Annotated in this window: 19 protein-coding genes; 14 read left to right on the top strand and 5 right to left on the bottom strand. The window is 52.4% G+C overall.

What is annotated here, in order from left to right; translation table 11 throughout:
- Nucleotides 1-76 precede the first annotated feature (76 nt).
- The 4 genes from QN359_RS14385 to QN359_RS14370 are packed head-to-tail and all read left to right on the top strand — an operon-like array spanning nucleotide 77 to nucleotide 5244.
- Nucleotides 77-1999: a PrkA family serine protein kinase gene (locus tag QN359_RS14385; RefSeq protein ID WP_322250973.1), complete on the top strand. Its 1923-nt coding sequence runs from the start codon at nucleotides 77-79 to the stop codon at nucleotides 1997-1999.
- A gap of 60 nt (nucleotides 2000-2059) precedes the next feature.
- Nucleotides 2060-3325 carry a YeaH/YhbH family protein gene (locus QN359_RS14380; protein ID WP_322250974.1) on the top strand — a complete coding sequence of 422 codons (1266 nt, stop codon included), beginning with the start codon at nucleotides 2060-2062 and terminating at the stop codon, nucleotides 3323-3325.
- Between the two features lie 7 nt (nucleotides 3326-3332).
- Nucleotides 3333-4871 carry a SpoVR family protein gene (locus QN359_RS14375; RefSeq protein ID WP_322250975.1) on the top strand — a complete coding sequence of 513 codons (1539 nt, stop codon included), beginning with the start codon at nucleotides 3333-3335 and terminating at the stop codon, nucleotides 4869-4871.
- 49 nt (nucleotides 4872-4920) lie between these two features.
- A complete protein-coding gene (locus QN359_RS14370) occupies nucleotides 4921-5244 on the top strand; it encodes a hypothetical protein (protein WP_322250976.1) in 324 nt (107 codons plus the stop codon).
- On the opposite strand, the gene QN359_RS14365 is transcribed toward QN359_RS14370, so the two are convergent.
- The gene (locus QN359_RS14365) at nucleotides 5211-7490 is read right to left on the bottom strand and encodes a heavy metal translocating P-type ATPase (RefSeq protein ID WP_322250977.1); all 2280 of its coding nucleotides are present in this window, start codon (nucleotides 7488-7490) and stop codon (nucleotides 5211-5213) included. The two genes, QN359_RS14370 and QN359_RS14365, sit on opposite strands and share 34 nt — an antisense overlap.
- 104 nt (nucleotides 7491-7594) lie before the next feature.
- On the opposite strand from QN359_RS14365, the gene cadR reads away from it, so the two are divergent.
- Complete coding sequence (cadR, locus tag QN359_RS14360; protein ID WP_322250978.1) at nucleotides 7595-8029, top strand: Cd(II)/Pb(II)-responsive transcriptional regulator; 435 nt, start codon at nucleotides 7595-7597, stop codon at nucleotides 8027-8029.
- Between the two features lie 6 nt (nucleotides 8030-8035).
- Here the strand turns inward: cadR and QN359_RS14355 are convergent, their stop codons facing one another.
- A complete protein-coding gene (locus QN359_RS14355; RefSeq protein ID WP_322250979.1) occupies nucleotides 8036-8725 on the bottom strand; it encodes a MarC family protein in 690 nt (229 codons plus the stop codon).
- Between the two features lie 466 nt (nucleotides 8726-9191).
- Here QN359_RS14355 and QN359_RS14350 point away from each other — a divergent pair, with 466 nt between their 5' ends.
- The 5 genes from QN359_RS14350 to QN359_RS14330 all read left to right on the top strand — a co-directional run bounded on the left by QN359_RS14350 (nucleotide 9192) and on the right by QN359_RS14330 (nucleotide 14727).
- Nucleotides 9192-10262, top strand: coding sequence for a protein kinase domain-containing protein (locus QN359_RS14350; protein ID WP_322250980.1), 1071 nt, complete (start codon nucleotides 9192-9194; stop codon nucleotides 10260-10262).
- 217 nt (nucleotides 10263-10479) lie between these two features.
- Nucleotides 10480-11562: an ionic transporter y4hA gene (locus QN359_RS14345; RefSeq protein ID WP_322250981.1), complete on the top strand. Its 1083-nt coding sequence runs from the start codon at nucleotides 10480-10482 to the stop codon at nucleotides 11560-11562.
- 195 nt (nucleotides 11563-11757) lie between these two features.
- A complete protein-coding gene (locus QN359_RS14340; RefSeq protein WP_416200226.1) occupies nucleotides 11758-13239 on the top strand; it encodes an APC family permease in 1482 nt (493 codons plus the stop codon).
- Between the two features lie 45 nt (nucleotides 13240-13284).
- Nucleotides 13285-13755 (top strand): CreA family protein, encoded by a 471-nt coding sequence (locus QN359_RS14335; protein ID WP_322250982.1) that lies wholly within the window; start codon nucleotides 13285-13287, stop codon nucleotides 13753-13755.
- Nucleotides 13756-13884: 129 nt separating this feature from the next.
- On the top strand, nucleotides 13885-14727 hold the full coding sequence (locus QN359_RS14330) for an HDOD domain-containing protein (protein WP_322250983.1): 843 nt from the start codon (nucleotides 13885-13887) through the stop codon (nucleotides 14725-14727).
- Nucleotides 14728-14737: 10 nt separating this feature from the next.
- Here QN359_RS14330 and QN359_RS14325 read toward each other — a convergent pair whose 3' ends face one another.
- On the bottom strand, nucleotides 14738-15523 hold the full coding sequence (locus tag QN359_RS14325; protein ID WP_322250984.1) for an N-acetylmuramoyl-L-alanine amidase: 786 nt from the start codon (nucleotides 15521-15523) through the stop codon (nucleotides 14738-14740).
- Nucleotides 15520-16461: an N-acetylglucosamine kinase gene (locus tag QN359_RS14320; protein ID WP_322250985.1), complete on the bottom strand. Its 942-nt coding sequence runs from the start codon at nucleotides 16459-16461 to the stop codon at nucleotides 15520-15522. Before QN359_RS14320 ends, QN359_RS14325 begins: the two co-directional genes overlap by 4 nt.
- Before the next feature lie 179 nt (nucleotides 16462-16640).
- Between QN359_RS14320 and QN359_RS14315 the strand changes: the two genes are divergently transcribed.
- Nucleotides 16641-17945, top strand: a complete 1305-nt coding sequence (locus QN359_RS14315) for an MFS transporter (RefSeq protein WP_322250986.1) — start codon at nucleotides 16641-16643, stop codon at nucleotides 17943-17945.
- Complete coding sequence (locus QN359_RS14310; protein WP_322250987.1) at nucleotides 17942-19801, top strand: ABC transporter substrate-binding protein; 1860 nt, start codon at nucleotides 17942-17944, stop codon at nucleotides 19799-19801. Before QN359_RS14315 ends, QN359_RS14310 begins: the two co-directional genes overlap by 4 nt.
- On the opposite strand, the gene QN359_RS14305 is transcribed toward QN359_RS14310, so the two are convergent.
- Complete coding sequence (locus QN359_RS14305; protein WP_322250988.1) at nucleotides 19787-23077, bottom strand: hybrid sensor histidine kinase/response regulator; 3291 nt, start codon at nucleotides 23075-23077, stop codon at nucleotides 19787-19789. The genes QN359_RS14310 and QN359_RS14305 overlap by 15 nt on opposite strands.
- Nucleotides 23078-23447: 370 nt before the next feature.
- Here QN359_RS14305 and QN359_RS14300 point away from each other — a divergent pair, with 370 nt between their 5' ends.
- Both QN359_RS14300 and QN359_RS14295 read left to right on the top strand, forming a co-directional pair.
- Nucleotides 23448-23726, top strand: a complete 279-nt coding sequence (locus QN359_RS14300; protein ID WP_322250989.1) for a hypothetical protein — start codon at nucleotides 23448-23450, stop codon at nucleotides 23724-23726.
- Nucleotides 23727-23829: 103 nt separating this feature from the next.
- Entirely contained in the window at nucleotides 23830-24492 is a 663-nt protein-coding gene (locus tag QN359_RS14295; protein WP_322250990.1) for a response regulator transcription factor, read from the top strand.
- The last annotated feature ends 294 nt before the right edge of the window (nucleotides 24493-24786 follow it).

Genomic DNA, 24786 nt, shown 5'->3' with positions numbered 1-24786 from the left:
TAGTGCGACGATGCGTCGGTCCGGCGTTCGGCGCTATGGTGTCTGTGTATTCACTTGCTTAATCACGGAGGTCGGGATGAACATCTTTGACAACTACGCCGCTCGTTACGATAAAACGCGCGAAGAAGTCTACTCAATGCAAGAGTATCTGGAGCTGTGTAAAAAAGACCGGCTCGCGTATGCCAGTGCGTCCGAGCGTATGCTCGTCGCCATCGGCGAAGCAGAACTGGTCGACACCCGACATGATCCCAGACTGTCGCGCATTTTTTCCAATAAAGTCATTAAAATTTATCCGGCTTTCCGTGAGTTTTACGGTATGGAAGAAGTCATAGAACAAGTCGTTTCTTATTTTCGCCATGCCGCACAAGGTCTGGAAGAGCGCAAACAAATCATTTATTTACTCGGGCCAGTTGGCGGTGGCAAATCGTCGATCGCGGAAAAACTCAAAGCGCTGATGGAAAAAATTCCGTTTTACAGCATCCAAGGTTCCCCCGTCAATGAGTCACCGCTGGGCCTGTTTTCTGAAGAAGAAGACGGTGCCTTGTTGGAAGAAGATTTCGGTATTCCACGCCGTTACTTACGCGGTATCCCCAGCCCTTGGGCCGTGAAACGTCTGCACGAATTTAATGGCGATATCAATCGTTTCCGCGTGGTGCGACGTTATCCCTCGGTGCTCAAGCAGGTGGCCGTATCGAAAACCGAACCCGGTGATGAAAACAATCAAGACATTTCTTCCTTGGTCGGTAAAGTCGATATCCGTAAACTGGAAGACTTTGCCCAAGATGATCCCGATGCCTACAGCTACTCGGGCGGATTATGTTTAGCCAATCAAGGCTTGATGGAATTCGTGGAAATGTTCAAGGCACCGATCAAGGTCTTGCATCCTTTGCTGACGGCTACTCAAGAAGGCAATTTCAAAGGGACCGAAGGTTTTGGTGCGATTCCCTTCGAAGGCATCATCTTGGCGCACTCGAACGAATCGGAATGGAAAACCTTCAAAAACAATAAAAACAACGAGGCATTTTTAGATCGTATTTACATCGTCAAGGTGCCGTATTGCCTGCGCGTTAGTGATGAAATAAAAATTTACGACAAACTGGTGCGCACCTCCTCGCTGACAGCCGCCCCTTGCGCGCCCGGGACCCTGAAAATGATGGCGCAATTTGCCATCTTATCGCGGCTGAAAGAACCGGAAAATTCCAGCATCTACAGCAAAATGCTGGTGTATGACGGCGAAAACCTCAAAGACACCGATCCGAAAGCCAAGTCGCATCAAGAGTATGCCGATTACGCCGGGGTCGATGAAGGTATGAATGGGCTGTCGACGCGCTTCGCTTTTAAAATTTTGTCGAAGGTATTTAATTTCGATAATACCGAGGTCGCGGCTAACCCGGTACATTTACTGTATGTGCTGGAGCAGCAAATCGAGCGTGAGCAATTCGCTCCTGAAGTGGAACAAAAATACGTCTCGTATATCAAAGAATATCTGGCGCAGCGTTACGCCGAATTCATCGGCAAAGAAATTCAGACAGCGTATTTGGAAAGTTATTCTGAATACGGCCAGAATATTTTCGACCGCTACGTGACCTTTGCCGATTTCTGGATACAAGATCAGGAATTTCGTGATCCCGATACCGGTGAAAGTTTCAACCGCGATGCGCTGAATAACGAATTGGAGAAAATTGAAAAGCCGGCCGGCATCTCCAACCCTAAAGATTTTCGCAATGAAATTGTCAACTTCGTATTGCGCGCGCGAGCACAGAATGCCGGAAAAAATCCGGCTTGGACCAGCTATGAAAAACTGCGCACCGTGATTGAAAAGAAAATGTTTTCCAATACCGAAGAGTTATTGCCGGTCATTTCTTTCAACGCCAAAGCCAGCAGTGATGATGCCAACAAGCACCAGGAATTTGTCGACCGCATGATCAGTAAGGGCTATACCGCCAAACAGGTCAGGCTGCTGTGCGAATGGTATCTGCGGGTGAGGAAGTCATCATGACCTGAGTTCGGGTGGCGCGACAAGTCGCGCCAATCAGCGCACGGAAAACGGGAGGCCATCTTGGTTCATTTGATAGACCGACGTATTCAAGGAAAGAACAAATCTGCGCCCAATCGCGAACGGTTTTTGCGTCGTTATAAAGAGCAGATTAAAGGTGCCGTCGCACGTGCGGTCAAAGGACGTTCGATCACCGACATCGACAGCGGAGAAAATATTGCGATTCCGGTAAAAGATGTCAGTGAGCCGAATTTCGGCCACGCCCACGGCGGCATCTGGGAAGCGGTACATCCAGGTAATGAGCAATATCAGAAAGGGGACCAAATCGCCCGTCCCAAAGGCGATGGCAGTGGCAAAGGACAGGGCGGCAACAGCGATGACCCGGCCGAAGACGATTTTGTGTTCCAACTCAGTCGTGAAGAATTTCTCAATTACTTCTTCGAAGATTTGGCCTTGCCAAATATGCTCAAAACCCAACTCACTTCGACCACGGATTTCAAGAGTCGACGGGCCGGTTATAAAACCTCCGGCAGCGCCGCCAGTTTGCATGTGCTGCGCTCGCTGCGTGGAGCCATGGGGCGGCGGATTGCCATGGGTGGAAAATCGCAGCGTCGTTTGCACTTGGCCGAAGGCGAATTACAAGAATTACTGGCCGCCGGTGTGCCTGAGGAGGCGCTGACAGTGTTGGCTTTACGGCATGAAATCCAGCATTTGCGCACGCGTTTGTTGGCGATTCCTTTCCTCGATCCACTCGATTTACGCTATAGCAACCGGGTAAAAATTCCCCAACCGGCCAGCCAGTGCGTGATGTTTTGCTTGCTCGATGTATCCGGTTCTATGGATGAGCAGAAAAAAGATACGGCCAAACGATTTTTTATTTTGCTGTACCTGTTTTTAACTCGCGCGTATGAAAAAATCGAAGTCGTTTTCATTCGCCATCATACGACCGCGCTGGAAGTCGACGAGGAAGCGTTTTTCCATTCGCGTGAATCAGGTGGCACCATCGTCTCTTCGGCGCTCAAGCTGTTGACCGACACAATACGCCAGCGCTATACCGCCTCAGATTGGAATGTCTATGTTGCGCAAGCTTCCGATGGTGATAATTGGGACAATGATTCGGTGTTGTGCCGTGAATTGCTGATCAATACGATTATGCCTATGGTGCAATATTATGCCTATGTCGAAATCACTGAGGGCGAGCCGCAAAACCTTTGGCTGGAGTATCAGCGGGTGGCGGCTAGCCATCGTCATTTTGCGATGCAAAAAATCGAAACGGCCGCCGATATTTATCCGGTTTTCAGGGAATTATTCAAAAAGCAGCCGACTTGAGGTCCCCATGAAAAATACACAGCCCGTCCCGCCGGTACGCCATCCGCGTGCCTTGCCGGAACAATCAGAATGGACGTTTGACTTGATCGAGCAAGCGCACGAAGAAATTCGTCGTGTGGCAGAAAACTTCGGACTCGATACCTATCCAAATCAACTCGAAATCATCACCGCTGAACAAATGATGGATGCCTATGCCTCGGTTGGCATGCCGGTGTCGTACAACCATTGGTCATTCGGAAAACATTTTCTGTCTACTGAAAAAAGTTATAAGCGCGGACAAATGGGGCTGGCCTATGAAATTGTGATCAATTCCAATCCCTGTATTTCGTATTTGATGGAAGAAAACAGTTTGACCATGCAAGCTTTGGTGATTGCCCACGCTGCCTATGGCCATAACTCTTTTTTCAAGGGAAATTACCTGTTTCGTACTTGGACCGATGCTGATGCCATCATCGATTACATGGTCTTTGCGAAAAATTATATCGCCCAGTGTGAACAGCGTCACGGCAGCGTAGCGGTTGAGTTAATACTCGATTCTTGTCATGCCTTACAAAATTACGGTGTCGACCGTTACAAACGGCCGGCGCGCATTTCTTTGCTCGAAGAACGCGAGCGCCAAAGCGAGCGCGAAACCTATTTGCAGTCGCAACTCAACGATTTATGGCGCACACTGCCACGCCGTACCGAAGTGATCGCCACCGAAAGTGAGCAACGCTTCCCGCGCGAGCCGCAGGAAAATCTGCTGTATTTCATTGAAAAATATTCCCCACTGTTAGAACCGTGGCAGCGTGAAATCGTCCGTATCATTCGGAAGATTTCCCAGTATTTTTATCCACAACGGCAAACCCAGGTGATGAACGAAGGATGGGCGACGTTCTGGCATTACACGATTTTGCATCAATTGTATGAAGAAGGCATCGTGGGCGACGGTTTTATGATGGAGTTTTTGCAAAGTCATACCAATGTCGTGTTCCAGCCTGCGGTCGGCAGTCGCTATTTCAACGGCATCAACCCGTATGCACTCGGCTTTGCGATGATGCGCGATATTCGCCGTATTTGCGAGCAGCCGACGGCGGAAGACCGTACTTGGTTTCCCGAGATTGCCGGCAGCGATTGGAAGCAAACGCTGCAATTTGCCATGCGCAATTTCAAAGATGAGAGCTTCATCGCCCAGTACCTTTCACCCAAGCTGATACGTGATTTTCATTTCTTTGCCATCCTCGATGACGATAGCAAGGCGCAATTACAGGTGGCGGCGATTCATGATGAAAGCGGCTACCGCACGATACGCCAGCAATTGGCGGCGCAATATAATCTGGGTAACCGTGAACCGGCCATCGAGGTCTGGTCGGTCGATATGCAAGGCGACCGCTCGCTGACCTTGCGCCATCAACAATTTCAGCGTCGCCCATTGAATTCCCAGACCGGTACCATGCTCAAACATGTGGCGCGTCTGTGGGGCTTTGATATTTATCTGGAAACTGTCGATCAACACAACAAATTACTGGCCCGGCAAGAATGTAAATGGGAAAAGCATAGCCGTTAAGGATAGCTTCGGATAGAATTCAGCGGTACCCCTACCATGGAGAGCAGCTATGTTTCTGGACCACCCGAAAATTTCCGCAACCAACAGCGAAACCGAACCGGATCGCATCGATCGCTTGAGCCGCGTCTATGGCTACGCGATAGGCTTGGCCGATATCGATGGCAACGTCGACTGCCTCTCCAAGCTGGCTAAAATCCATGATCACAAAGGCACGCTGATGGTGATTTGGTATACCGCTCCCACGCCTACTGAGAGAAGCTACTTTCTGCGTGCGTGGAAAAGCCGTATCGGTGACGAGTCGGTTCAGGTTGAGCATGCCTTGATGCTCAACGAGGTGGCTCAAGCCGCTGCCGATTCCAGCTTGGCAGCATAAGTCAACAGCCGCACACCGTTGAGCACGACTAACAAACTCGTGCCGGTGTCGGCAAACACAGCCATCCACAGACTGGCGTGACCGCTGAAGGCAAGCACGAAGAACAACAGCTTGACGGCCAGCGCGAAACTGATGTTTTGCCACAAGACGGCATGGGTTTGGCGTGAAATACTGATGAATTCAGGTAATTTCCTCAAGTCATTTTGCATTAACGCAACATCTGCAGTTTCCAAGGCCGTGTCACTGCCGGCCGCCATGGCAAAGCCGATATGGGCGCGTGCCAAGGCTGGCGCATCGTTAATGCCATCGCCTATCATGCCGGTCACTCCTTGTTCTGCCAGCGCGGCGATCGCCGTCAGCTTATCTTCCGGTAACAACTGACTGCGCACATCGCGGATCCCGGCTTGTTGCGAGATTGCTTGCGCGCTTGCGTCATTGTCGCCAGTCAACATCAAGCTGCTGATGCCGAGTTTATGCAAAGCATCGATGGCGCTACGGGTGCTCGTTCTGACTTGGTCGGCAATCGCCAAGATCCCGAGTACCTTGCCGTCGCAACACAGAAAAATCACACTGTTACCTTGCGCTTCCAAGCCTGTGGCAGTCGCCTCCAGCGCCGGCATATCGCTGGCGCTGGCAGACAAGGCGGCGAGCATGGCGCGATTCCCCAATTGATACGATAGTCCCTCGATCACACCTTGTACGCCACGCCCACGACCTTGTTCAAACAAGCTGGCGTGCGTCACTGCGGTAAGCGCAGTTGGGCAAGCTTCAAGCAGCGCCAATGCCAGCGGATGGCTGGAATTGGCATCGAGACTGGCAGCCAATTGGAGCACCTCGGCCTGGCTGAGTGATGACAGGCTGATGCTGCGGCTCAGACGCGGTTTGCCTTCGGTTAAAGTACCGGTTTTATCGAAGGCCAAGTGTTTCAGCAGTCGTCCTTGCTCCAGAAATAAACCGCCTTTGACGACAATACCGCGCCGCGCCGCCAATGCCAAGCCGCTGACCACCGTGACCGGGGTAGAAATCACCAAGGCACACGGGCAGGCAATCACCAGCAAGACCAGAGCTTGATACAGGCTGTCATGCCAATTGTGGCCCAGCAGCAGTGGTGGCAGTATCGCTGTCAGCAGCGCGATCACGAACACCAGCGGCGTGTAGATGGAGGCAAAGCGATCGACGAAACTTTGCATCGGCGCGCGTTGGCTCTGGGCTTCTTGGACGGAGTGTGCGATGCGCGCGAGCATGGTGGCGCCGGCGGCGGCGCTCACGCGTATTTGCAAAGCGCCGGTTTGATTCAGACTGCCGGCATACACAGTATCACCACGGTTTTTTTCCACCGGCATACTTTCACCGGTGATGGCGGCTTGGTTGACGCTGGAGCGACCATCTTCGATCACGCCATCAAGCGCGATGCGGTCACCTGGACGGCATAATAACAAGGCACCGAGCGCGATGTGCTCAGTCGCTTGGGCCAGCCAACTACCATCGGCTTGCGCCACCAGCGCCGTTTCCGGTGTTTGATCGAGTAAGCCGCTGATGGCGTCGCGGGCGCGGCTCAGACTGGCGGCTTCGAGTGTCTCGGCAACAGCAAACAGACAAATCACCATCGCCGCTTCCGGCCACTGACCGATCGCGCAGGCACCGATCACAGCGGCAGTCATGAGTAAATGGATATTGAGAGTGAAATGGCGTAAAGCAATCCAGCCTTTTTTCAATGTTGGTAAGCCGCAAATCAGAATGGCACTAATGCTCAACAGCGCCACCAGCCAAGAAGTCTCAGCGCCGCTGATCCATGCGCTGATTTCAGCGGCAGCGGCGGCCAGCGCACCGATCGCCAGGCGGCGGTAGGGATGCGCCGGCGCTGCCGCAACCGGTGCGCTGGCGTGTTCGCCCAGCACGCTGCCATGCATGCCGATGGCGTGCAATTTGGCATGAATTTCAGCCACATCCTGGGCTTCATGGTGCACCGTGAGAATGCGGTTGAGTAAATCGAAATCGAGCCCGAGCACGCGTGGCAGGCTGCCGAGACTGCGCCGTATCAAGGCTTCCTCGGTAGGACAATCCATCGCACTGATATGCAAGCGCAGACGCTCAGCATGGGCTGGGATGGCTGTTGCTGCGCGCGCTGGGCCAGGTTCGTCGGTGCGCGCGTGATCGTGGGAGTGCCCGTGAGCGTGGCTGTGCGCAGCGCCGGTATCGACTGCCTGACTGTGCGTATGTCCGCAGCAAATAGTTTTCTCTGTCATGATAGCTCTCAATACGATAAGGTAAATCCAGTGTAAACCGCGTAGCCACTACAGGGTCAAGCGATATACTGAGTTTTTTTTGAGCAGTCTTACCAGGAGCAATCATGCGCATCAGTGAACTGGCCAATGCCACCGGGGTCGACCTCGAAACCATACGCTACTATGAAAAACAAGAATTGTTGCCGGCCCCCGAGCGCGAAGACAATGGTTATCGCAACTATACCGCCGCGCATTTGGAACGGCTATCCTTCATTCGCCATTGCCGTGCGCTCGATATACCGTTGGCCGATGTGCGCAGACTGGTCGGATTCATGCTGCGACCGGCCGAAGATTGTGGCGATATCAATGCCCTCGTCGATCAGCAAATCGTGCGCGTTAAAGCACGGCTGAAAAGCATGCGGGCCCTGGAGAAACAATTGAGCCAGTTACGCGCCCGTTGTGACGACCGCCACCAAGGCAAGCAGTGCGGCATCTTGCATGAATTGGTGGCAGCCGCACATGGCGAGGCCTGTGCCTGCCATGCCGATGCCAGTAAATAGGATAGCTCAGCCCCGGTTCAGAGGTAGTTCGCTGATCAGGTCAGAAATACCGGCCCAGCCTATCGAAATACCGATACACAGCAAGATGAATGCCGATAAACGCAATACCACGGTGGCACCGATGTCGCCGAGAAAGCGTTCCATATTGCGTGCAAAGCGATAGCATAGATACACTACTAAGGTTGTCAACAATACCCCGATGGCCGAGGCAATGCCGGTGACCAGCCAATCTACCGGCTTGTGCGGCATTTGCGCACCGAGCGCGACCGCGGCCGCTATCGTGCCCGGGCCGACGGTGAGCGGAAAGCTGAAGGGATAAAAGCTGCGCGTGCGCAATTCTTCGCGGCTCCAACTGCCACCATGCGTGGCGGCGACTGAATTGAGCAATTTATCCTGACTTTGATCATTCAACAGCTTCCAGCCAGCCATACTGACCACGATGCCACCCGCCACCCGCACGATGGGAATGGAAATGCCGAAAAAATCGAGCACATACGAGCCGATGAAGATAGCACCGAGCAAAAGAAAAAAACAATTGAGGGCAATTCGTTTCGCCAGTCGGTTCGCCAACTGCGGTTCGATCGGCCCGGTCATGGAAAGAAAAATCGGCGCGATCGCGATAGGATTGAGAATAGGTAATACCGTCACAGGTACCACGACAAGGGCTTTGAAAAACACGGTCAGTGCAATGCTCATGGTAGCTCCGAAAAAATCATGTGTGCGATTATAAAGTCCGCGGTCCTGGAACGGCGAAAAACTTCATGCTCGTTGGCAGAGTCCCTGCGACCTCCCATGCTCTCGTCTCATCATTCCCGCGCAGGTAGAAATGACGACTTGGGCGGCTGGGTGGAGATTCAATTGACCTGAATGTGGGTAATGATCAGTCTAAGGCATGCGGTATTTTTAGATATAAAAAAACCTCTGCCAGGCTTTTGCGACAGCCTCTTTCTGCGTAAGCAGCAGCCCTCAGGCTAAGGTGGGGGAGGACGTCAAGTACATGTCGCTGGCAGCGTGATCAGCAGATTTTTTGAGAAAATTCTTACAAGAAAAACAGAATTTTCTGATGCACTGCTGCGCGGAAAAAAAACTAAGATTATTATCTCGGGAAAATGTCTTTTATCGCCTTCCCGAGTTCCGATGATTTTTTTTCAGAAAGCGATTCATGTCTCCCGTTTCTCCCTTTTCTCCCGCCCGTCTCCTCAGTGTTTTTTCCAACACACCCGCGCGCCAACAGCGCACATCCTTGGCCGCTGCCCAAGCTTCGCAGAGCGAAGTGCAGTGCGCTGCTGCGGCCAAGCCGACCAGTCAAGGTCGGCGCTCTTTGCTGAGTAGGCTCAATTTCCGTGGCGCATCAAAGCAGGCCTCAGCGTGTACCTACAAACCGGCTAAATTATACTCGATTGATAGGAGTGGATCCTCCTACTATGTAGCTGATCAAATGCGTCAAGGGCGGCCTACCGGTCAGCAAGCTGGGCTGATCAATATTTGTTTATCCATGACGGAGCATGAGCAAAAAGGACAAATCGACCGATTGCAAAGCTACTTCGCAGCACGCACGCCGGTACGGCATGAAAATGTGATGACGCTGCAAAGCGCACACTTCAAAGCCCCGGCAACGCTATTGGATGGTCCAGCGTTTGAAGTCATCACCGAGGCCAGTGTCCGCTACCCGCTCAATCTCTTATTCCAAACGCCCCAGCCGATAGAATCGGTGCAAGCGCTGATCAAAGGCATGGCGAGCGGATTAGCGCATCTGCATGAAAATGGGAATGTGCATAATCATGTTCAGGGCGCTACCGTGTTTCTTGATTGTGATGGCGAGAATTTTGTCGACGCGACGCCGAAAATCGGCGCTTCTTTTGAGCATGTTTTTGAACTTCCCCACGAAGCGGGCCTCGAGTCCGAGCGCGCCTCCATGGTGCCACCCGAACTATGCATCAACCAAACCGGTAGCAAGCCGAATGCCGACAGTTGGGCCTTAGGCAGTTTGACACTGCTGTTGGCCAGCGGAAAGCCCTTGGAATACGAATACGAGGGAGGCATTGGTCCGATCCAGAGCTTTGCATTAACCGAACATATCCAACTCCAAGGCGGAAAACCGCATATCCCAGCCAACTTACCACGTGAATTGCGCGAGTTCGTCGCACTCTGTCATCTTGATGCAGAGCATAGACCGAGCGCCGCCGATTTGCTTAAAACTGAGTTTTTGACGCAGCCCAGCGCGCTTCCCTAAGGATACCCTTGCTGCATACCGCCGACATCACGGGTACATCTACCTGTTGATGTGGCTGTTCAACAGACTTGCCGTTCAGCGCTGCCCCCCCGGTGTTGCGGGCGGCATTTTGTCTTTGCCGACGGCAGCAGCGGTGTTGTCGTGAGCTTTGATGTTATGCTTACCATACTGATTTTTTCTCCCCGCAACCGTTTTTCAGCCAATAAAGCGACCCTTCATGATCATTACTCCCACTCTGCCACGCTGGTCCCTGCTGGTTCCCGTGTTGTGCTGGGTGGCGCTGGCCGGAGTACTCGGCAACTTCGGCGCATTCTACCCGCTGGTCCTGACACTGGCTTTGTTCGGTGGCGTCTTGACGGCCGTCTATCATGCCGAAATCGTCGCATATAAAATCGGTGAACCGTTCGGCACCTTGTTGCTGGCGCTGGCCGTCACCTTGATTGAAGTCGCCCTGATCGTCTCGCTCATGTTGGCCGGCGGCGAAGTGACGGCTGGTTTGGCGCGTGACACCGTGTTTGCCGCCATCATGGTCATTCTGACTGGCATCATCGGTCTGTGCTTGCTCTTCGGTGGAATTCGCCACGGCGAGCAAAGCTTCGGCCTGCAAGGTGCCAGTACCGCGCTGGCCACCTTGGCCGCCTTGGCCGTGCTGACCTTGGTATTACCAAATTTCACATCCAGCGTTTCCGGTCCGCATTACAGTCAGGGCCAGTTGGCATTCATCGCCGTCGTTTCCTTGGCCTTGTATGGCACCTTCGTGCTGGTGCAAACCGTGCGGCATCGCGATTATTTTTTACCCGAAGTAGAGGCCAACGACGAAGCCATCCATGCGCCGGCACCGTCGACGCGCATGGCTTGGAGCAGCGCCGGCTTACTCATCGTTTGTTTGGTGGTGGTGGTCTTGTTAGCCAAAGCGCTGGCACCCTCGCTGGAAGCGGCCGTGGCTGCTGCCGGTGCTCCTAAGGCCTTGGTCGGCATCATCATCGCAATTATTGTGTTGTTGCCGGAAGGAATAGCTGCCCTCAGCGCCGCACGTGCCAATCGCTTACAGACCAGTATCAATCTTGCACTCGGCTCAGCACTGGCGAGTATAGGGTTGACGATACCGGTGGTGGCAGTGATTTCTTTACTGACCGGCTGGCAACTGAGCCTGGGGATAGATCAAAAATCGACGGTCTTATTGTTATTGTCTTTGTTCGTGACCACGATTTCTCTCGGCACCGGTCGCACCACAATCATGCAGGGCACGATACATTTGGTGATCTTTGCGGTGTATTTGTTCACCACAGTGATTCCTTAAAAAACGACAGAAGGGTGTTCATCGCTGCGGAATTTACCGTTATGATGATGCTTTCACGAGTTGAAACGGCCGCACACGCGGGTGCCGACTTGGCGGGAACGGGCTTTGCTTCTACCACAGCCTTGCTTCTTGCTTCTTACTCGGCCGCGTCGCGTCAGCACGCATGAACATGCATTAGAAAAAAAAGGATAAATCTTGAGACTACCATCGTTTTTTCAACAATTAGGTCGCACCAAACCGGTCGAAGCCCATGATTTGCTCAGCGACGAAGCAGCGGCACAGCAACTCGGACTACATCGCACGCTAGGCTTATTCCAACTGACCATGATTGGGGTCGGCGCCACCATCGGCACCGGGATTTTTTTCACCATGGTCGAAGCGGTTCCCAAAGCCGGTCCCTCGGTGGTCTTATCGTTTCTGATCGCCGCCATGACTGCCGGTTTGACCGCCTTGTGCTATTCCGAATTGGCAGCGCGCATTCCCGCTTCCGGTTCGTCTTACTCGTTTGCCTATGCTACCGTCGGTGAGTTCGCCGCCTTTGTCGTGGCCGGCTGCCTGTTGTTGGAATATGGCTTAGCCGCAAGCGCGACGGCGATAGGCTGGTCTGCTTATCTCAATAATTTTCTCGAAAATGCCATAGGCTGGCATATCCCGGAAATGCTGCGAACGCCGATGATTATTGCCGGCGCACACGGATTGGAAATTCATCCCAGTCAATTTAATTTCCCACCTATGGTGCTGGTCGCCATCTGTTGTTTTTTGCTGTTGCGTGGTGCCAAAGAGTCCGCCACCGTGAATGCCGTGATGGTCATGATTAAACTGGTGATACTGACATTTTTTGTTGTCATCGCCTTTTCCGGTTTTCATCTCGAACATTTCACGCCATTTTTTAATACCGATAATACCCATGGTTTGGCCGGTATGGCCGGTGTCACGGCAGCGGCCGGTACGGTGTTCTTTTCCTTCATCGGACTCGACACAGTGGCCACTGCCGGTGCCGAAGTGAAAGATCCGAAACGCAATGTTCCGCTCGGCATTATGGCGGCTCTACTGATCGTCACCGTTTTTTACCTGTTTGTTGCGGTAGCGGCTGTCGGTGCGCAACCGGCTGCCTTATTTGCCGGACAAGAAGCCGGGCTGGCGGTGATTTTGCAGAACGTTACAGGCAAAGGCTGGCCAGCCTTGATTTTATCGGCCGGTGCGGTGATTTCTGTGTTCAGCGTCACCCTAGTGACGATTTACGGACAGAGTCGCATCTTGTACGCGATCAGTAAAGATGGCTTGATCCCGGCCTCGTTTCAGGTCGTCAATCCACGCACGCGCGCGCCGGTCATCAACACGGTGCTGGTGTCGCTGGTGGTTGCTTGTGTGGCTGGGCTGATCGATGCCACCTTCCTCTGGGATATGGTCAGCATGGGTACCTTGGTCGCTTTCATTGTGGTTTCCTGCGCCATCCCGGTTATCCGGCATAAACGTATCGGCCATGGCAGTGCCGGCTTTCGCGTGCCTTTCGGTCCTTACTTGATACCGGGGCTCAGTATTGCGGCCTGCCTGTATATCTTAAAAGACTTGTCTACTCTGACATTTCAAGTGTTTTTCATCTGGATGGCCGTCGCCATCGCCATTTACTTTCTCTACAGCAAACGGCATTCGCGTTTGAACAAGAGCGTGGTGTGATGCTGCTTAGCTTGAAATATTTTCAATGAAAAAGGACATCTCTGCATGAAACGAATCATCACCATCACTGCGCTGCTCTTGCTGGGTGCTGCAAGTGCGCAGGCGGAGACCATCGGTGCCGTCGATACTGCCTTCAAATTGATCGGTCCCGACCATAAAGTAGTGATTGAAGCGTATGACGACCCCAAGGTCAATGGCGTGACCTGTTACGTGTCGCGTGCCAAAACCGGTGGCATCAGCGGCGGGCTAGGCTTGGCTGAAGACAAGGCCGATGCGGCTATCGCTTGCTGTCAGGTTGGACCGATCAGCTTCGTCGGGACGGTCAAGCAACAAGAGGAAGTGTTCAATCAAAGTTTGTCCATCTTGTTTAAAAAACTCCGGATTGTTCGTTTTGTCGATCAAAAACGCAATACCTTGGTGTATTTGACCTACTCCGACAAAATCATCGATGGTTCACCGAAAAACAGCGTTACGGCCGTGCCGGTCGAGCGCAGTGTGAGGATCCCACTTAAGTAAGTTGCCGCTCGCGGTTTGTTCCATGGGGGAAGAAATTGTTCCCTAGCGCAACTAATCCGTTAGAATGGCAGACCTTCCTGACGCTTCCAGCCTTGATTCGTTAACATGACCTCATCCAGACCTACTCCCATGACCAACGAACTCTCGGTTGATGCCTTGATCAAGACGATACGGATACCGGCGCGCCCGAGTTTGTTGCTCGATGTGCAGACCGAATTGGCCAGCCGGGAACCCGATCCGCGGCGGTTGGCCGCGATGATTGCCAACGACGTTGCCATGTCAGCATCCTTGCTCAAACTAAGTAATTCTTCCCTGTTCGGCTTGCGCCTTAAAGCTACGTCGGTTGAGCATGCCGTGAGTCTGTTAGGCATGCGTCAATGCGGCTTGCTGATGACTGGCATCATTGCGCGTCAAGCGATACAGATTGAGAGAGTGCCTCTGGCGCAGTTTTGGGATGAATCATCGAAACGGGCCTTGGCGATGTCGCATCTGGCGCAGCATTGGCGTGTCTGCTCGCCCGATCTGGCCCATACTTACGGGTTATTTTGCGACATCGGCATTCCCTTGCTGCTGGAGCGTTTTCCCGATTATCAGCAAACCCTGGTGCTGGCCCAGCAACAATGGGAATCGCCATTCACCGCGGTAGAGCAAGTGCGTCACCACACCAGCCATACCTCGATCGGGGCCTTGATGGCGCGTACTTGGGCCTTGCCAGAAGATATTTCGATGGCGATTTTACTGCATCACGATTACCGCGTGCTGACCGATCTCAGCACCAGCGAAACGGTGCGCACCTTAGTTGCGCTCTCGCTGCTGGCCGATTACGCGATCCACCTCTACCGCGCGCAAGAGCCGTTGGCAGAGTGGGAAAAAGGCGGTAGCCTGGCCTGTGAATTTCTGGGTGTCGGCCATGATGATATCGATGACCGCTTCGAAGAAATCCACGAATTATTCAACCACGCCCATCATTGAGCAGTACGGCTTAGGGTAACTTACTCAGCAACACTTCGATCATCGCCGCAGTTTGCGCATCAGCAATACCATCAAAGTTTGCCGGACGGTATTTGCTCTGGAACGCGATCAAAACATTTCTCGTCGCCTCATCCAATACCCCATCTTGCTTGATGGTATAACCGATTTTAGCCAGTTTTTGCTGAAACCACAGCGTCGTCGGTAGTTCTTGTTCGAAAGCAACCTGCCGAATCGCTACCTCGTCCGGATATGGCCAAGGAATCAGACCGGCGTCGGCAAGTTGCTTCCAAGGAAACAGTGGTCCCGGATCAGACTTGCGCTGTGGCGCGATATCGGAATGACCGAGTATGTATTGGGGACGAATTTTATAGCGAGTCGAGATGCTTTTGACCAAGGCAATCACTTGATCGATCTGCGCTTGCGGAAACGGATAGTAAACCCGACCAGTTGGGGTATCCTGATAACCAAGGTTGACGATTTCTATGCCGATGGAACTGGCGTTGAGACGGCTGTAGCCTTTCCATTCGCTCAGACCGGCATGATAGGCCATGCGATTTTCATCGACCAGTTGCCAGACTTTGAGTGGATTTTCATTGCCAACCAGATAGTGGGCGCTGACTTCTTGTTGGCTTAATACCCGCAGCGAGGCGGCTTGATCGAGTGCAGTGTAATGCAGAATCAGAAATTGTACGCGGTCTTCTTGCCCGCGCGCAGCAATGCTGGCATCGGGACGAATGATGGTACTGCAGGCGCTGAGCAGGGTGGCCAGCAAAGTGAGTAAAAGAATTTTTTTCATAAGGCTTTCAAATGTTGGGCGGCCAAGCGTGCCGCAGAAAAGTGCGCCTGACAAATACTTTGCCGCAGACTGATATCATCAGCCAAATGCGCGCGCATCGATTCTACAATAATCGGATGCAATTCTTGCACTCTGCCACTCAATACCATTGGTCGTTTGCCGAAGCGGCGGCATAAAGCCATGCCCAAACGCGCCAACTCGACACCGGCACGCTGCAAAATATCGAGCGCGACCGGATCCGTGTGCGCTGCGGCGGCCACCGCCAGTGCCAAGGTGCCGATTTCGCCGCGGCCACGATGGTAAATGAAGTCGCGCGAGGCATTCCAATCGCTGCTGCCGATCAAATGGAACAGCGCTTGCGCCAATGGCGAATGCCGCCATTGCTCTGGTGCTTCATCTTCCAGTCGCCAAATATGCCGCATCGCTTCGCGTGCGATCCAGAAACCGCTGCCACCATCGTCGAGCAGATAGCCGCGGCCACCGGCACGATGAAATTCACCGGCTTCATCGATGAAGGCGGCGATCGAACCGGTACCGGCGTAGATCAGGTAACCGGCACCGGCTTTGAAACTATCAAGATAAGCAATTTCGATATCATTGCTCAGACGGATAGAGCTCTTCGGTAAGCCCAAGGTCTTGGCCAGCATGTCATGCAATTGCTGGCTGTGAATATCATCTCCCAAACCGGTAATGCCGGCGCGGACCGTTTGCAAGATTCCATGGCTACGTGCGGTATCGGCCAAGCACGATAAAACTTGATGAAACGCTTGCTTGCCATCGTGATTGCTTAATTGCAAGGCACTGAGGCCAGCCGCGGTGCCGCTGGCGATAATTTCTTCAGCGTCATTGGCCAGGGCCCAGCGCGTCTGCGTGCCGCCAGTATCTATGCCCAAGGCCAGTACAGGCACGCTGACAGGCGAGGAGGGAGGTGTATTCATAAAAAATTTTCTTGGAAAAAAACAGGCATTGCCAAATATACTTGCATCGCATGATAATGCGCTTCGATTATGATACAGCGTGGTCGTAGGGAAAGGCCTTCTGCCTTGGTACATTCCGCGTAAAGCAATGAAAAAAATTGACTATTATCAACAATATAGCCCACTGACAGGCCCCTGTCATGGGTAAACAACTGCACTTGGATGTAGTACCAGCCGAAGCGGCGCACAGCACTTCGGCATGGACTTGGATCGCCTCGCTCTACTTTGCCCAAGGTATGCCCTACATCGTCGTCATGACGCTGTCGGTGATTCTGTATAAGAACCTTGGTGTCGACAATACCGCCATCGCCCTCTACACGAGCTGGCTGTATTTGCCGTTTGTGATCAAACCCTTGTGGTCGCCGCTGGTGGAACTGCTCAGTACCAAACGACACTGGATCTGCAGCATGGAGTTGCTGATCGGTGCCGTGTTTGCACTGGTCGCCTTGACGATGCCGCTGGCCTGGTATTTTCAAGCCAGCCTGGCGCTGTTTTGGTTGCTGGCCTTCAGTGCCGCGACCCACGACATCAGTGTCGATGGTTTTTACATGCTGGCGCTGGAGCCGCATGAACAGGCGCGCTATGTCGGGGTACGCAGCATGTTTTACCGCATCTCCATGCTCACCGGGCAGGGCGCTTTAGTCTATCTGGCTGGCACGGTCGCCGAGCACAGTGGCAGCGTGACTTTGGCTTGGAGTTTGGTGTTCATCGTGCTCGCGGCACTATTCATCGGCTTGGCTGTGTGGCATCGCCATGCATTGCCGCGACCTCAGAGTGATCGGCCAGCTCTGGCCGGCCCCCACATGCTGGCAGAGTTTTTGCTGGTATTCCGGAAATTTATGGAAAAAAAACAAGTATGGAGCATGCTGGCCTTCTTACTGTTCTATCGTTTCGGTGAAGCCCAGTTACTGAAAATGGCCGCTCCTTTTTTACTCGATAGCCGTGCCGTTGGCGGTCTCGGTTTATCCACCCAAGCCGTCGGCATTATCTACGGCAGCATAGGTATGCTGGCGCTGAGCCTCGGTGGCTTGCTGGGTGGCTTGGCGATTGCCGCCTACGGTTTGAAAGCCTGCCTGTGGCCGATGGCATTGGCCATCAATCTGCCCCACCTGGCCTATGTGTATCTGGCGTTGGCGCAGCCCGATAAGCTATTGCTGATCGGCAGTGCAGTTGCTATTGAGCAGTTCGGCTACGGCTTTGGTTTTGCCGCCTATATTTTGTACATGATCATGGTTTCTGACGGTGAACATAAAACCGCCCATTATGCGATTTGCACCGGCTTCATGGCCATGAGCATGATGTTGCCCGGTATGTACAGTGGCTATTTGCAAGAGGCGCTAGGCTATGCCCATTTTTTCGTCTGGATTTGTTTGGCGGCAGTGCCCACCTTCATCGTGACGGCGCTGATACGCGTCGCCCCCGCCTTCGGTAAGAAAGCCCCATGAATCACACTCACCCCCAGCATGGCCAGCGTGAGCTTGGCAAGCCTTTGCGCTCTGGCCGCAAGTTGCTCGGCCTGGCAGGCATCATTTTTTGTTTACTGCTAACAGTCGCTCACGCCAGCGCAGCGGAAAAAATTCTGCGTGTCTTATTAACCACTCCCGAGGGCGTGCTGGATCCGGCCGTTGCGACCGATGTGACGACCGTGAGCTTGAATGAAAATATTTTCGAAGCGCCGCTCAGCTACGAATACTTGGCGCGCCCGCTCAAACTCCAAGCCAATACCGCGCAAGCGATGCCGGAAATCAGCGCTGATGGCAAAACCTATATATTGCGTTTCCGCTCAGGTATACATTTTACGCCCGACCCGGTATTTCAAGGCCGTCCGCGCGAATTGACCGCCGCCGATTATGCTTACAGCCTACGACGACTGTATGACCCAAGCTTGAAATCGCCGTGGCTATTCATGTTTGAAGGAAAACTGGTTGGCGACGAGAAATGGCGCGCCAAGCAATTTGTGAACGGCAAAAAATTTGCTAATGCGCCCGACATCGCCGGTATTCAAGTGCTTGACCGGTATACCTTGCAACTGCGTTTGAATGCGCCAGACAGCAATTTTTTATATATCTTGGCAACCAATGCCGTGTCCGCCTTGGCACGTGAAGTGGTGGAGCAATATGGCAGCGATGTCGGCAATCATCCAGTCGGTACCGGTCCGTATCGTCTCAGTGAATGGCAGCGCAGTTATCGTTTGGTATTACAGGCCAATCCTGATTATCGCCGCGTGGTGTTTGCTGAAACGGCAGCCCCTGGCGATACGCTCAAGCAAGCCATCGCCACCGATCTGGCAGGTAAAACCTTGCCGCGTATTCAACAAATTCGCATTTCCATTGTTGAAGAACCACAAACGCGCGTACTCAGCTTCCTCGAAGGGCAATTTGACTACCTCGAACAAGTGCCGCCTTTGCTGTCCGACATGGTCATGAAACAAGGAAAATTATTACCTCGAGTGCAGCAGCAAGGTATACGGCTGGCCTTGTTTCCCACCTTGCAGACCTATTACATGTGGATGAACATGGAAGACCCTGTGATCGGCGGATACACAGCGGAAAAAATTGCCCTGCGCCGTGCGATCGCGCTCAGCTATGACAGTCAACAAGATATCGAATTGTCAGAGAAAGGCTTAGCGCTTGCCGCGCAATCGCCGCTGCCACCGAACGTGCTCGGCTATGATGCCGGCTTTCGCAGTCCGCTGCGGCATGATCTGGTGTTGGCCAATGCCTTGCTTGACCACTTCGGTTACACGCGCGCAGCCGATCATTATCGCCGTCTGCCCGATGGCCGCCCCTTGGAATTGCTCATGCATACGCAAGCCAGTACCACCGGTCGCCTGCGTGACGAAGTCTGGCGCAAAAATTTCTCGGCACTCGGCCTGCGGGTACGCTTCAAATCTGACAAAATGTCCGAAATTCTGCGCGCGGCACGCTTGGGTAAAGTGCAAATGACCGAAGCGAATTGGATTGCCGACTTCCCGGACGGAGAAAATTTCTATCAACTTTTATATGGTGGAAATATCGGGCGGGCCAATTATGCGCACTTCAATTTACCGGCGTTTAATCAGCGCTATGAACAAGCGGCTAAAATGAGTGACACGCCAGAACGCCGTGAACTGTATCGGCAGATGGCGTTACTGGTGCACGGCTACAATCCTTGGGTGCTGCGCCTGCATCCCTTGTCGGCCGATTTGACACAGCCATGGTTAAAAAATTACCTGCGCCACCCGGTCAACTTTACCGCCTGGCGCTATCTCGAGCTCGACCCTGTCACCGTACCACCGCCAACTGCCTCAACAACGCGCTAAGGCCTCGTCGAGGCAGCGTTCTAATGCGGCCAGCGCCGCCTCGCTGCCTCTGAAACCACGCTGCACGCAGAGATCGAAGTCATGGCACGCCGCCACTACCTGCGTCTGCCTCAGCATGGCAAAGGCGCCGCGCAAGGAGTGCAATTCCGCCTTGATGCTGCTCGCTTCACGCGTCGCGACGGCAGCCCGGATCGTCGTCAGCGAAGATTGTGTGGTTTGGTACAAGGCCTGGCGCAATTCTACGCTCAAACTCTGCGCTGCCGGCGTATACGCCAGTTTGAAATCGCCGCGCGCACGCGCGCTGAGTGCCGCCGTGACGACGCGCTCAAGTTGCTCCAAACTCACAGGCTTCAACAAGATTTCATCAATCCCGGCTTGTTTGCAGCGTTGGTGCTCTTCCACCGAGGCTTCGGCGGTGATGGCGATGATGGGCAAGGTCGCGCCTTGCTTACGTAAGATCTCCGCAAAGGTATAGCCATTCATGCCGGGCATGCCGAGGTCGGTCAGTACGACATCGTAGTTGTTTTGATTGAAAAGAATCAAGGCATTGACGGCCGAATCGCTCGCCGTGATATGGTAGCCGAGCACGGTCAGTTGTTCTTCAATCAGCATCAGATTCACCGGATGGTCCTCTACCACCAGCACCCGCACGCCATCCCAAACCGGCTTGGCCGCGTTAGGCAGCGCCGCCAGTAGCGCCGACGACTGCTTGTTGTGCATGGCGCTGGCAATATCAATGAGGCTAGCCTGTAAGGCTAGCAATGCGTAGCATGACAGCAAGGTGTGGCGGGTCCCATGAATTGCCGTGCGCGGGCCATTTTCTGTCAATTCCAGTAACCAGCCAGTGGACGAGTGCAGTGATGGCATGCGTGCTTCCGCTGCGCGGGAATCGGTTCCTACGCGCACCAGTAAAGCATTTTTTTCCTGTACTTGATCGGGATGAGACAGCAGCGTGACATGGATATTCCAAGCCGTGAAATGCGGGAGTAAAGCGGCTTGCCAAGTGCGCTGCGGGCACCATAGCTGCAGCCGAGCGGGTAAGCCGAGCGGCAGCGCCGGCCAGTGGGCTGCCACGAGCAGTGGCATACTGACCGTAAAGCTGCTGCCGCGCCCCTCTTCACTGTCGAGCACAATGTTGCCACCCATTAAGTCGATCACACGCTTGCACAAAGCCAGCCCCAAACCAGTACCGCCGTAAAGCCGGGTCGTTGAGCTGTCAGCTTGGATGAATGGTGCAAATAATTGCTGTTGCCGCGCTGGGTTGATACCGAGACCGGTATCGCTGACTTGCAATACTAAGTGTGGTTCACGATAACTGAGTGTGACGCTGATGGCACCATGGTCGGTGAATTTGATGGCGTTACTCAAAAGATTGAGCAGAATTTGTCGCAGCCGGGTCGGGTCGCCGGCATAGCATGGGGGAGTAGTCGGTGTGACGGTGAAAAATAAAGACAAGTTTTTTTCCTGGGCCAAGTACACAAAATCTGCCAGCGCTTGCTCGACCAAACTGATGGCATTGAAGTGAATATTTTCCAAAAACATTTGCCCTGATTCAACTTTGGAAAAATCCAGAATATCGTTGAGAATTGCCAGCAAACTACGCGACGAGGCGACCACCCGTTCGACCCTATCCTGTTGTAATTGATTCAAACTGGAATGAGATAAAAGTTCCAAGTTGCCGAGTATGCTATTGAGTGGCGTGCGAATTTCATGACTCATGGTCGCCAAAAAAACCGATTTGGCATGGTTGGCCGCATCGGCCGCCATCTTGGCTTCCTGTAATTTTTGTTCCAAGCGTTTGCGAATCGTAATATCGACGTAATGGCACAATAACACTTCCTGTGCTTGGAAGCGGCTATTGACTAAATTGACCAATAAATGCCGCTCATCGCCGTCGCTCATGGTCAAGCTCATATCATACGCATCAACCGGTGCTCTCGGGTTATCCGTTTGTTGCGCATACAAGGCCAGCATTTTTTGCGACAGCGGTTGCTCGGTATTTTCATACGCCGCCATCGTGTCATTGTTGAGTAAGACGCTGCCATCGTGCAGGGACAACAGACTGATACCAAATGGTGCCCGCGCGATAATGCTACGGTTCAGTGCTTCACTTTCAAACACGCGTTCCGAACGTTGCAAGATAGGAATAAAAATCCGTCGGTCGAATATAAACACCAAACACCAGAGCAAGGCGATCAGCGCCGCGGCACCGCTGGTATAGGCCAGCATACTGAATAGCTTTGCTTCAAGTATGGTGCGCCACGAATAAGCATACGCAAAAATCCAACCAGTCCCGCCCAGCGGCTCACTGATGGTGAACATACCATCATGGTAAAAAAATGCAGAGGAATCGAGATTCTGTAACCAACTGTCTGACTGCAGCACGCGCTCAGTCAGGCCTGGGTCGGAGGCTTGCTTGAACCAAGTGCTGAACAGCAACTCGCGTTGCGGACCGATGAGCATGAAATTGCCATCATAAGGCGTTTGATGCAGTTGCTTGAAAATAATACTTCCAGGAAAATTCCTGACGATGACCGCGAATGGCGAGCGGTCTTTGAATGCCGCTTGTACCAGTTTGAAACTATCTATGCCGGAAAAGGGATCGCGTGCCAGCGCTTGCCAAATGATGCGGCGTGATTGTTTTAATTCCGCAGCAACAGTGGGAAGCTCGAGTTCGTCGATGGTCGGCGTGATATCGGCAATCAAGCGACGCAGCTGTATTGGTGTCTGAGCAATGGCGGATGCGCTCGTCGGTGGCGGTGGGAAAATCGACAAAAAGCTACGGTCCAAATTGAAAAAATACCCTGATACGCGACGTGGATCGGCACTTGAATTGGCGGAATTTTCGTAACTGAGAATTTCACTCACTGCGCACATGGCTGCATAGTGTTGCGCCGCATTCGCGTGATTGGTGTCGGCAAGCAATAGTTGCGGATTGATTTTACCCATGCCACCAATGCGCAGCATGCCACCGTGCTGCACCAGCTTTTCGTTCAAATGATAGACTGATTCTTGCCAATCCTCCCATGGCGTTTCTGCTGCCAATACATCGCTATGCAAGGCGTTTTCTGCTTTCGACACTTCCAGTAATAACAGTGTTCTGTGCGTCAGGTAAACACTTTCGCCTTCGGCAATATAATTTTGTATGCTCGAGGTGATGGCCAGCACATAGGCTACCAGAATGGCGATGGTCAGTAGCGTACTGCCGCCGAATAAAAAACGGCGTTGATAGACGCTGAGATTTTGAATGTCGTTGCTTAGTTTCAATTCACTCATAGTAGATCGCTGATTGTTGCTGATATAAGGCCGAACTGCTTCGACATCACGTAATTGCATTTCAGTAATTTCATTTCATTAATCGGATTGAATCAATTAATGTTTGGCGTTTATTCAAGTATACATTGAATAAAACGGGGCTAACACATAGCCTGATTCCAAACGGTGCACAGAAATTTTTTTAAAAAAAATAAGTAAATAAAAAAATGCGATCCAGTCCTATTAAATTATATTGATTTTAGTATTTGTACTATTAATTTGTTTCAGTTGAACGCTTATAGTACTTACTCAATGGCAGAGTCGACATAGGGACGCGCGCTCGCACTTGAGGCTGGCAGTATTTTTACAGAATTTAATGGACAGGAATCCGATGCAACACATGCAGCTCAGATCTGATGATAAAGTAAATCGTTTGTTACGCGAATTTGCTGACTTATCATATGGCGATGCAAAAGACTTCATTACTGGGCTCAATCACTCAGCAAAAATCGGAGAGTTGCTTGCTAGCTACGCGTCACTCGATGAAGATGATGCAAAAAAATTTGTCGTCAGCGTCAATGATTTTATGTTCGCTTCAGCCATGCGCAAACAATCGATGCGTTTGGTTTGGAAACGTGGAAATGATGAAACCATCAATAACTTGCTTTAAGAAAAGGCTCGCGCGCCCAGCCGCGATCAGCAGCACTGCCTCGACGCTAAATTAATAATGGTGTCACGCAATAAGCATTTTATTCAATCACTTTAAGGTAAACATGTCGACGTTTTCACTTCGTATCGTCATTGCCGATGATCATCCGGCCATACTGATCGGGAACAGGCAAGCACTACAAGCAATGGCCACCATAGAAGTCGTTGCTACAGTCAGAAATTCCAGCGAATTGATCGCGGTATTGGAAACAGAAAATTGCGATATTCTAGTCACTGATTATTCCATGCCTGGCGGCGAATACGGCGATGGCATGGCCTTGTTTGAATTTATTCAGCGCCGTTATCCGGCGCTCAAAATTGTCATCATGACGATGCTCGACAGTCCCATCGTGCTGCGCCCGTTGATCCGCTCCGGCATCCGTTGTATTCTGAGTAAATCGGATGATTCCACGCATCTCATCCCCGCCATCCATGTCGCCTCCGCCGGCGGCAGTTACTTCTCACCAACCATTGCGGCGATGGCGCAGGAATTGGAAAATAATACGCGTGGCAACGTCAGCAAAAGCGAGCTGACCAAACGCGAGCTCGAAATTCTGCGCTATTACACATCCGGTTTAAGTGTGACGGAAATCGCCGAGGTGTTGAGTAGAAGCAAGCAGACCATCAGTTCGCAGAAATCGAGTGCGATGAAAAAGCTGGGTATAGAACGCGAAGCCGATCTGTTCAAATATGCGATGGAAATGGGTTTAATTTCTTCTTCACAATAATCATATCTTCGCAGCGCTAGCGGCATGACAAGACATGTTGGCGCAGCGGCCATGCTGCGCGACTTCGCAAGCCTACTTTCAACGCCACCGCCTGTTAGATAATTTCAATTTTAGTATTTGTCTGACTCATTCCCCTCATTATTTCGGGCTTGTCTGATAGATATTCCTTCCTTCCTATGCCAAAGTTTGTTCAGGCATTCAGTCGTCATCACTTGAGCCATCAAAAATCTGACTAGGGTTTGAAACCCCGGCCTTCAGAGGCTGTCGCAAAAGGGTAGTGAGTCGGTATCATTA

Origin of the sequence: Undibacterium sp. 5I2 (genome assembly GCF_035019605.1) — a bacterium.
In the GTDB taxonomy this organism is placed as follows: Bacteria; Pseudomonadota; Gammaproteobacteria; order Burkholderiales; family Burkholderiaceae_D; genus Undibacterium.
This window is presented reverse-complemented; position numbering and strand designations above follow the sequence as displayed.

Excerpts from the sequence above, each read along its gene's own strand:
- QN359_RS14305 (WP_322250988.1), bottom strand. The coding sequence starts at position 23,077 with ATGAGTGAATTGAAACTAAGCAACGACATTCAAAATCTCAGCGTCTAT.
- QN359_RS14335 (WP_322250982.1), top strand. The coding sequence starts at position 13,285 with ATGAAACGAATCATCACCATCACTGCGCTGCTCTTGCTGGGTGCTGCA.
- QN359_RS14325 (WP_322250984.1), bottom strand. The coding sequence starts at position 15,523 with ATGAAAAAAATTCTTTTACTCACTTTGCTGGCCACCCTGCTCAGCGCC.
- QN359_RS14365 (WP_322250977.1), bottom strand. The coding sequence starts at position 7,490 with ATGACAGAGAAAACTATTTGCTGCGGACATACGCACAGTCAGGCAGTC.
- QN359_RS14315 (WP_322250986.1), top strand. The coding sequence starts at position 16,641 with ATGGGTAAACAACTGCACTTGGATGTAGTACCAGCCGAAGCGGCGCAC.
- QN359_RS14295 (WP_322250990.1), top strand. The coding sequence starts at position 23,830 with ATGTCGACGTTTTCACTTCGTATCGTCATTGCCGATGATCATCCGGCC.
- QN359_RS14375 (WP_322250975.1), top strand. The coding sequence starts at position 3,333 with ATGAAAAATACACAGCCCGTCCCGCCGGTACGCCATCCGCGTGCCTTG.
- QN359_RS14385 (WP_322250973.1), top strand. The coding sequence starts at position 77 with ATGAACATCTTTGACAACTACGCCGCTCGTTACGATAAAACGCGCGAA.
- QN359_RS14310 (WP_322250987.1), top strand. The coding sequence starts at position 17,942 with ATGAATCACACTCACCCCCAGCATGGCCAGCGTGAGCTTGGCAAGCCT.
- QN359_RS14355 (WP_322250979.1), bottom strand. The coding sequence starts at position 8,725 with ATGAGCATTGCACTGACCGTGTTTTTCAAAGCCCTTGTCGTGGTACCT.
- cadR (WP_322250978.1), top strand. The coding sequence starts at position 7,595 with ATGCGCATCAGTGAACTGGCCAATGCCACCGGGGTCGACCTCGAAACC.
- QN359_RS14320 (WP_322250985.1), bottom strand. The coding sequence starts at position 16,461 with ATGAATACACCTCCCTCCTCGCCTGTCAGCGTGCCTGTACTGGCCTTG.
- QN359_RS14345 (WP_322250981.1), top strand. The coding sequence starts at position 10,480 with ATGATCATTACTCCCACTCTGCCACGCTGGTCCCTGCTGGTTCCCGTG.
- QN359_RS14350 (WP_322250980.1), top strand. The coding sequence starts at position 9,192 with ATGTCTCCCGTTTCTCCCTTTTCTCCCGCCCGTCTCCTCAGTGTTTTT.
- QN359_RS14300 (WP_322250989.1), top strand. The coding sequence starts at position 23,448 with ATGCAACACATGCAGCTCAGATCTGATGATAAAGTAAATCGTTTGTTA.
- QN359_RS14370 (WP_322250976.1), top strand. The coding sequence starts at position 4,921 with ATGTTTCTGGACCACCCGAAAATTTCCGCAACCAACAGCGAAACCGAA.
- QN359_RS14330 (WP_322250983.1), top strand. The coding sequence starts at position 13,885 with ATGACCAACGAACTCTCGGTTGATGCCTTGATCAAGACGATACGGATA.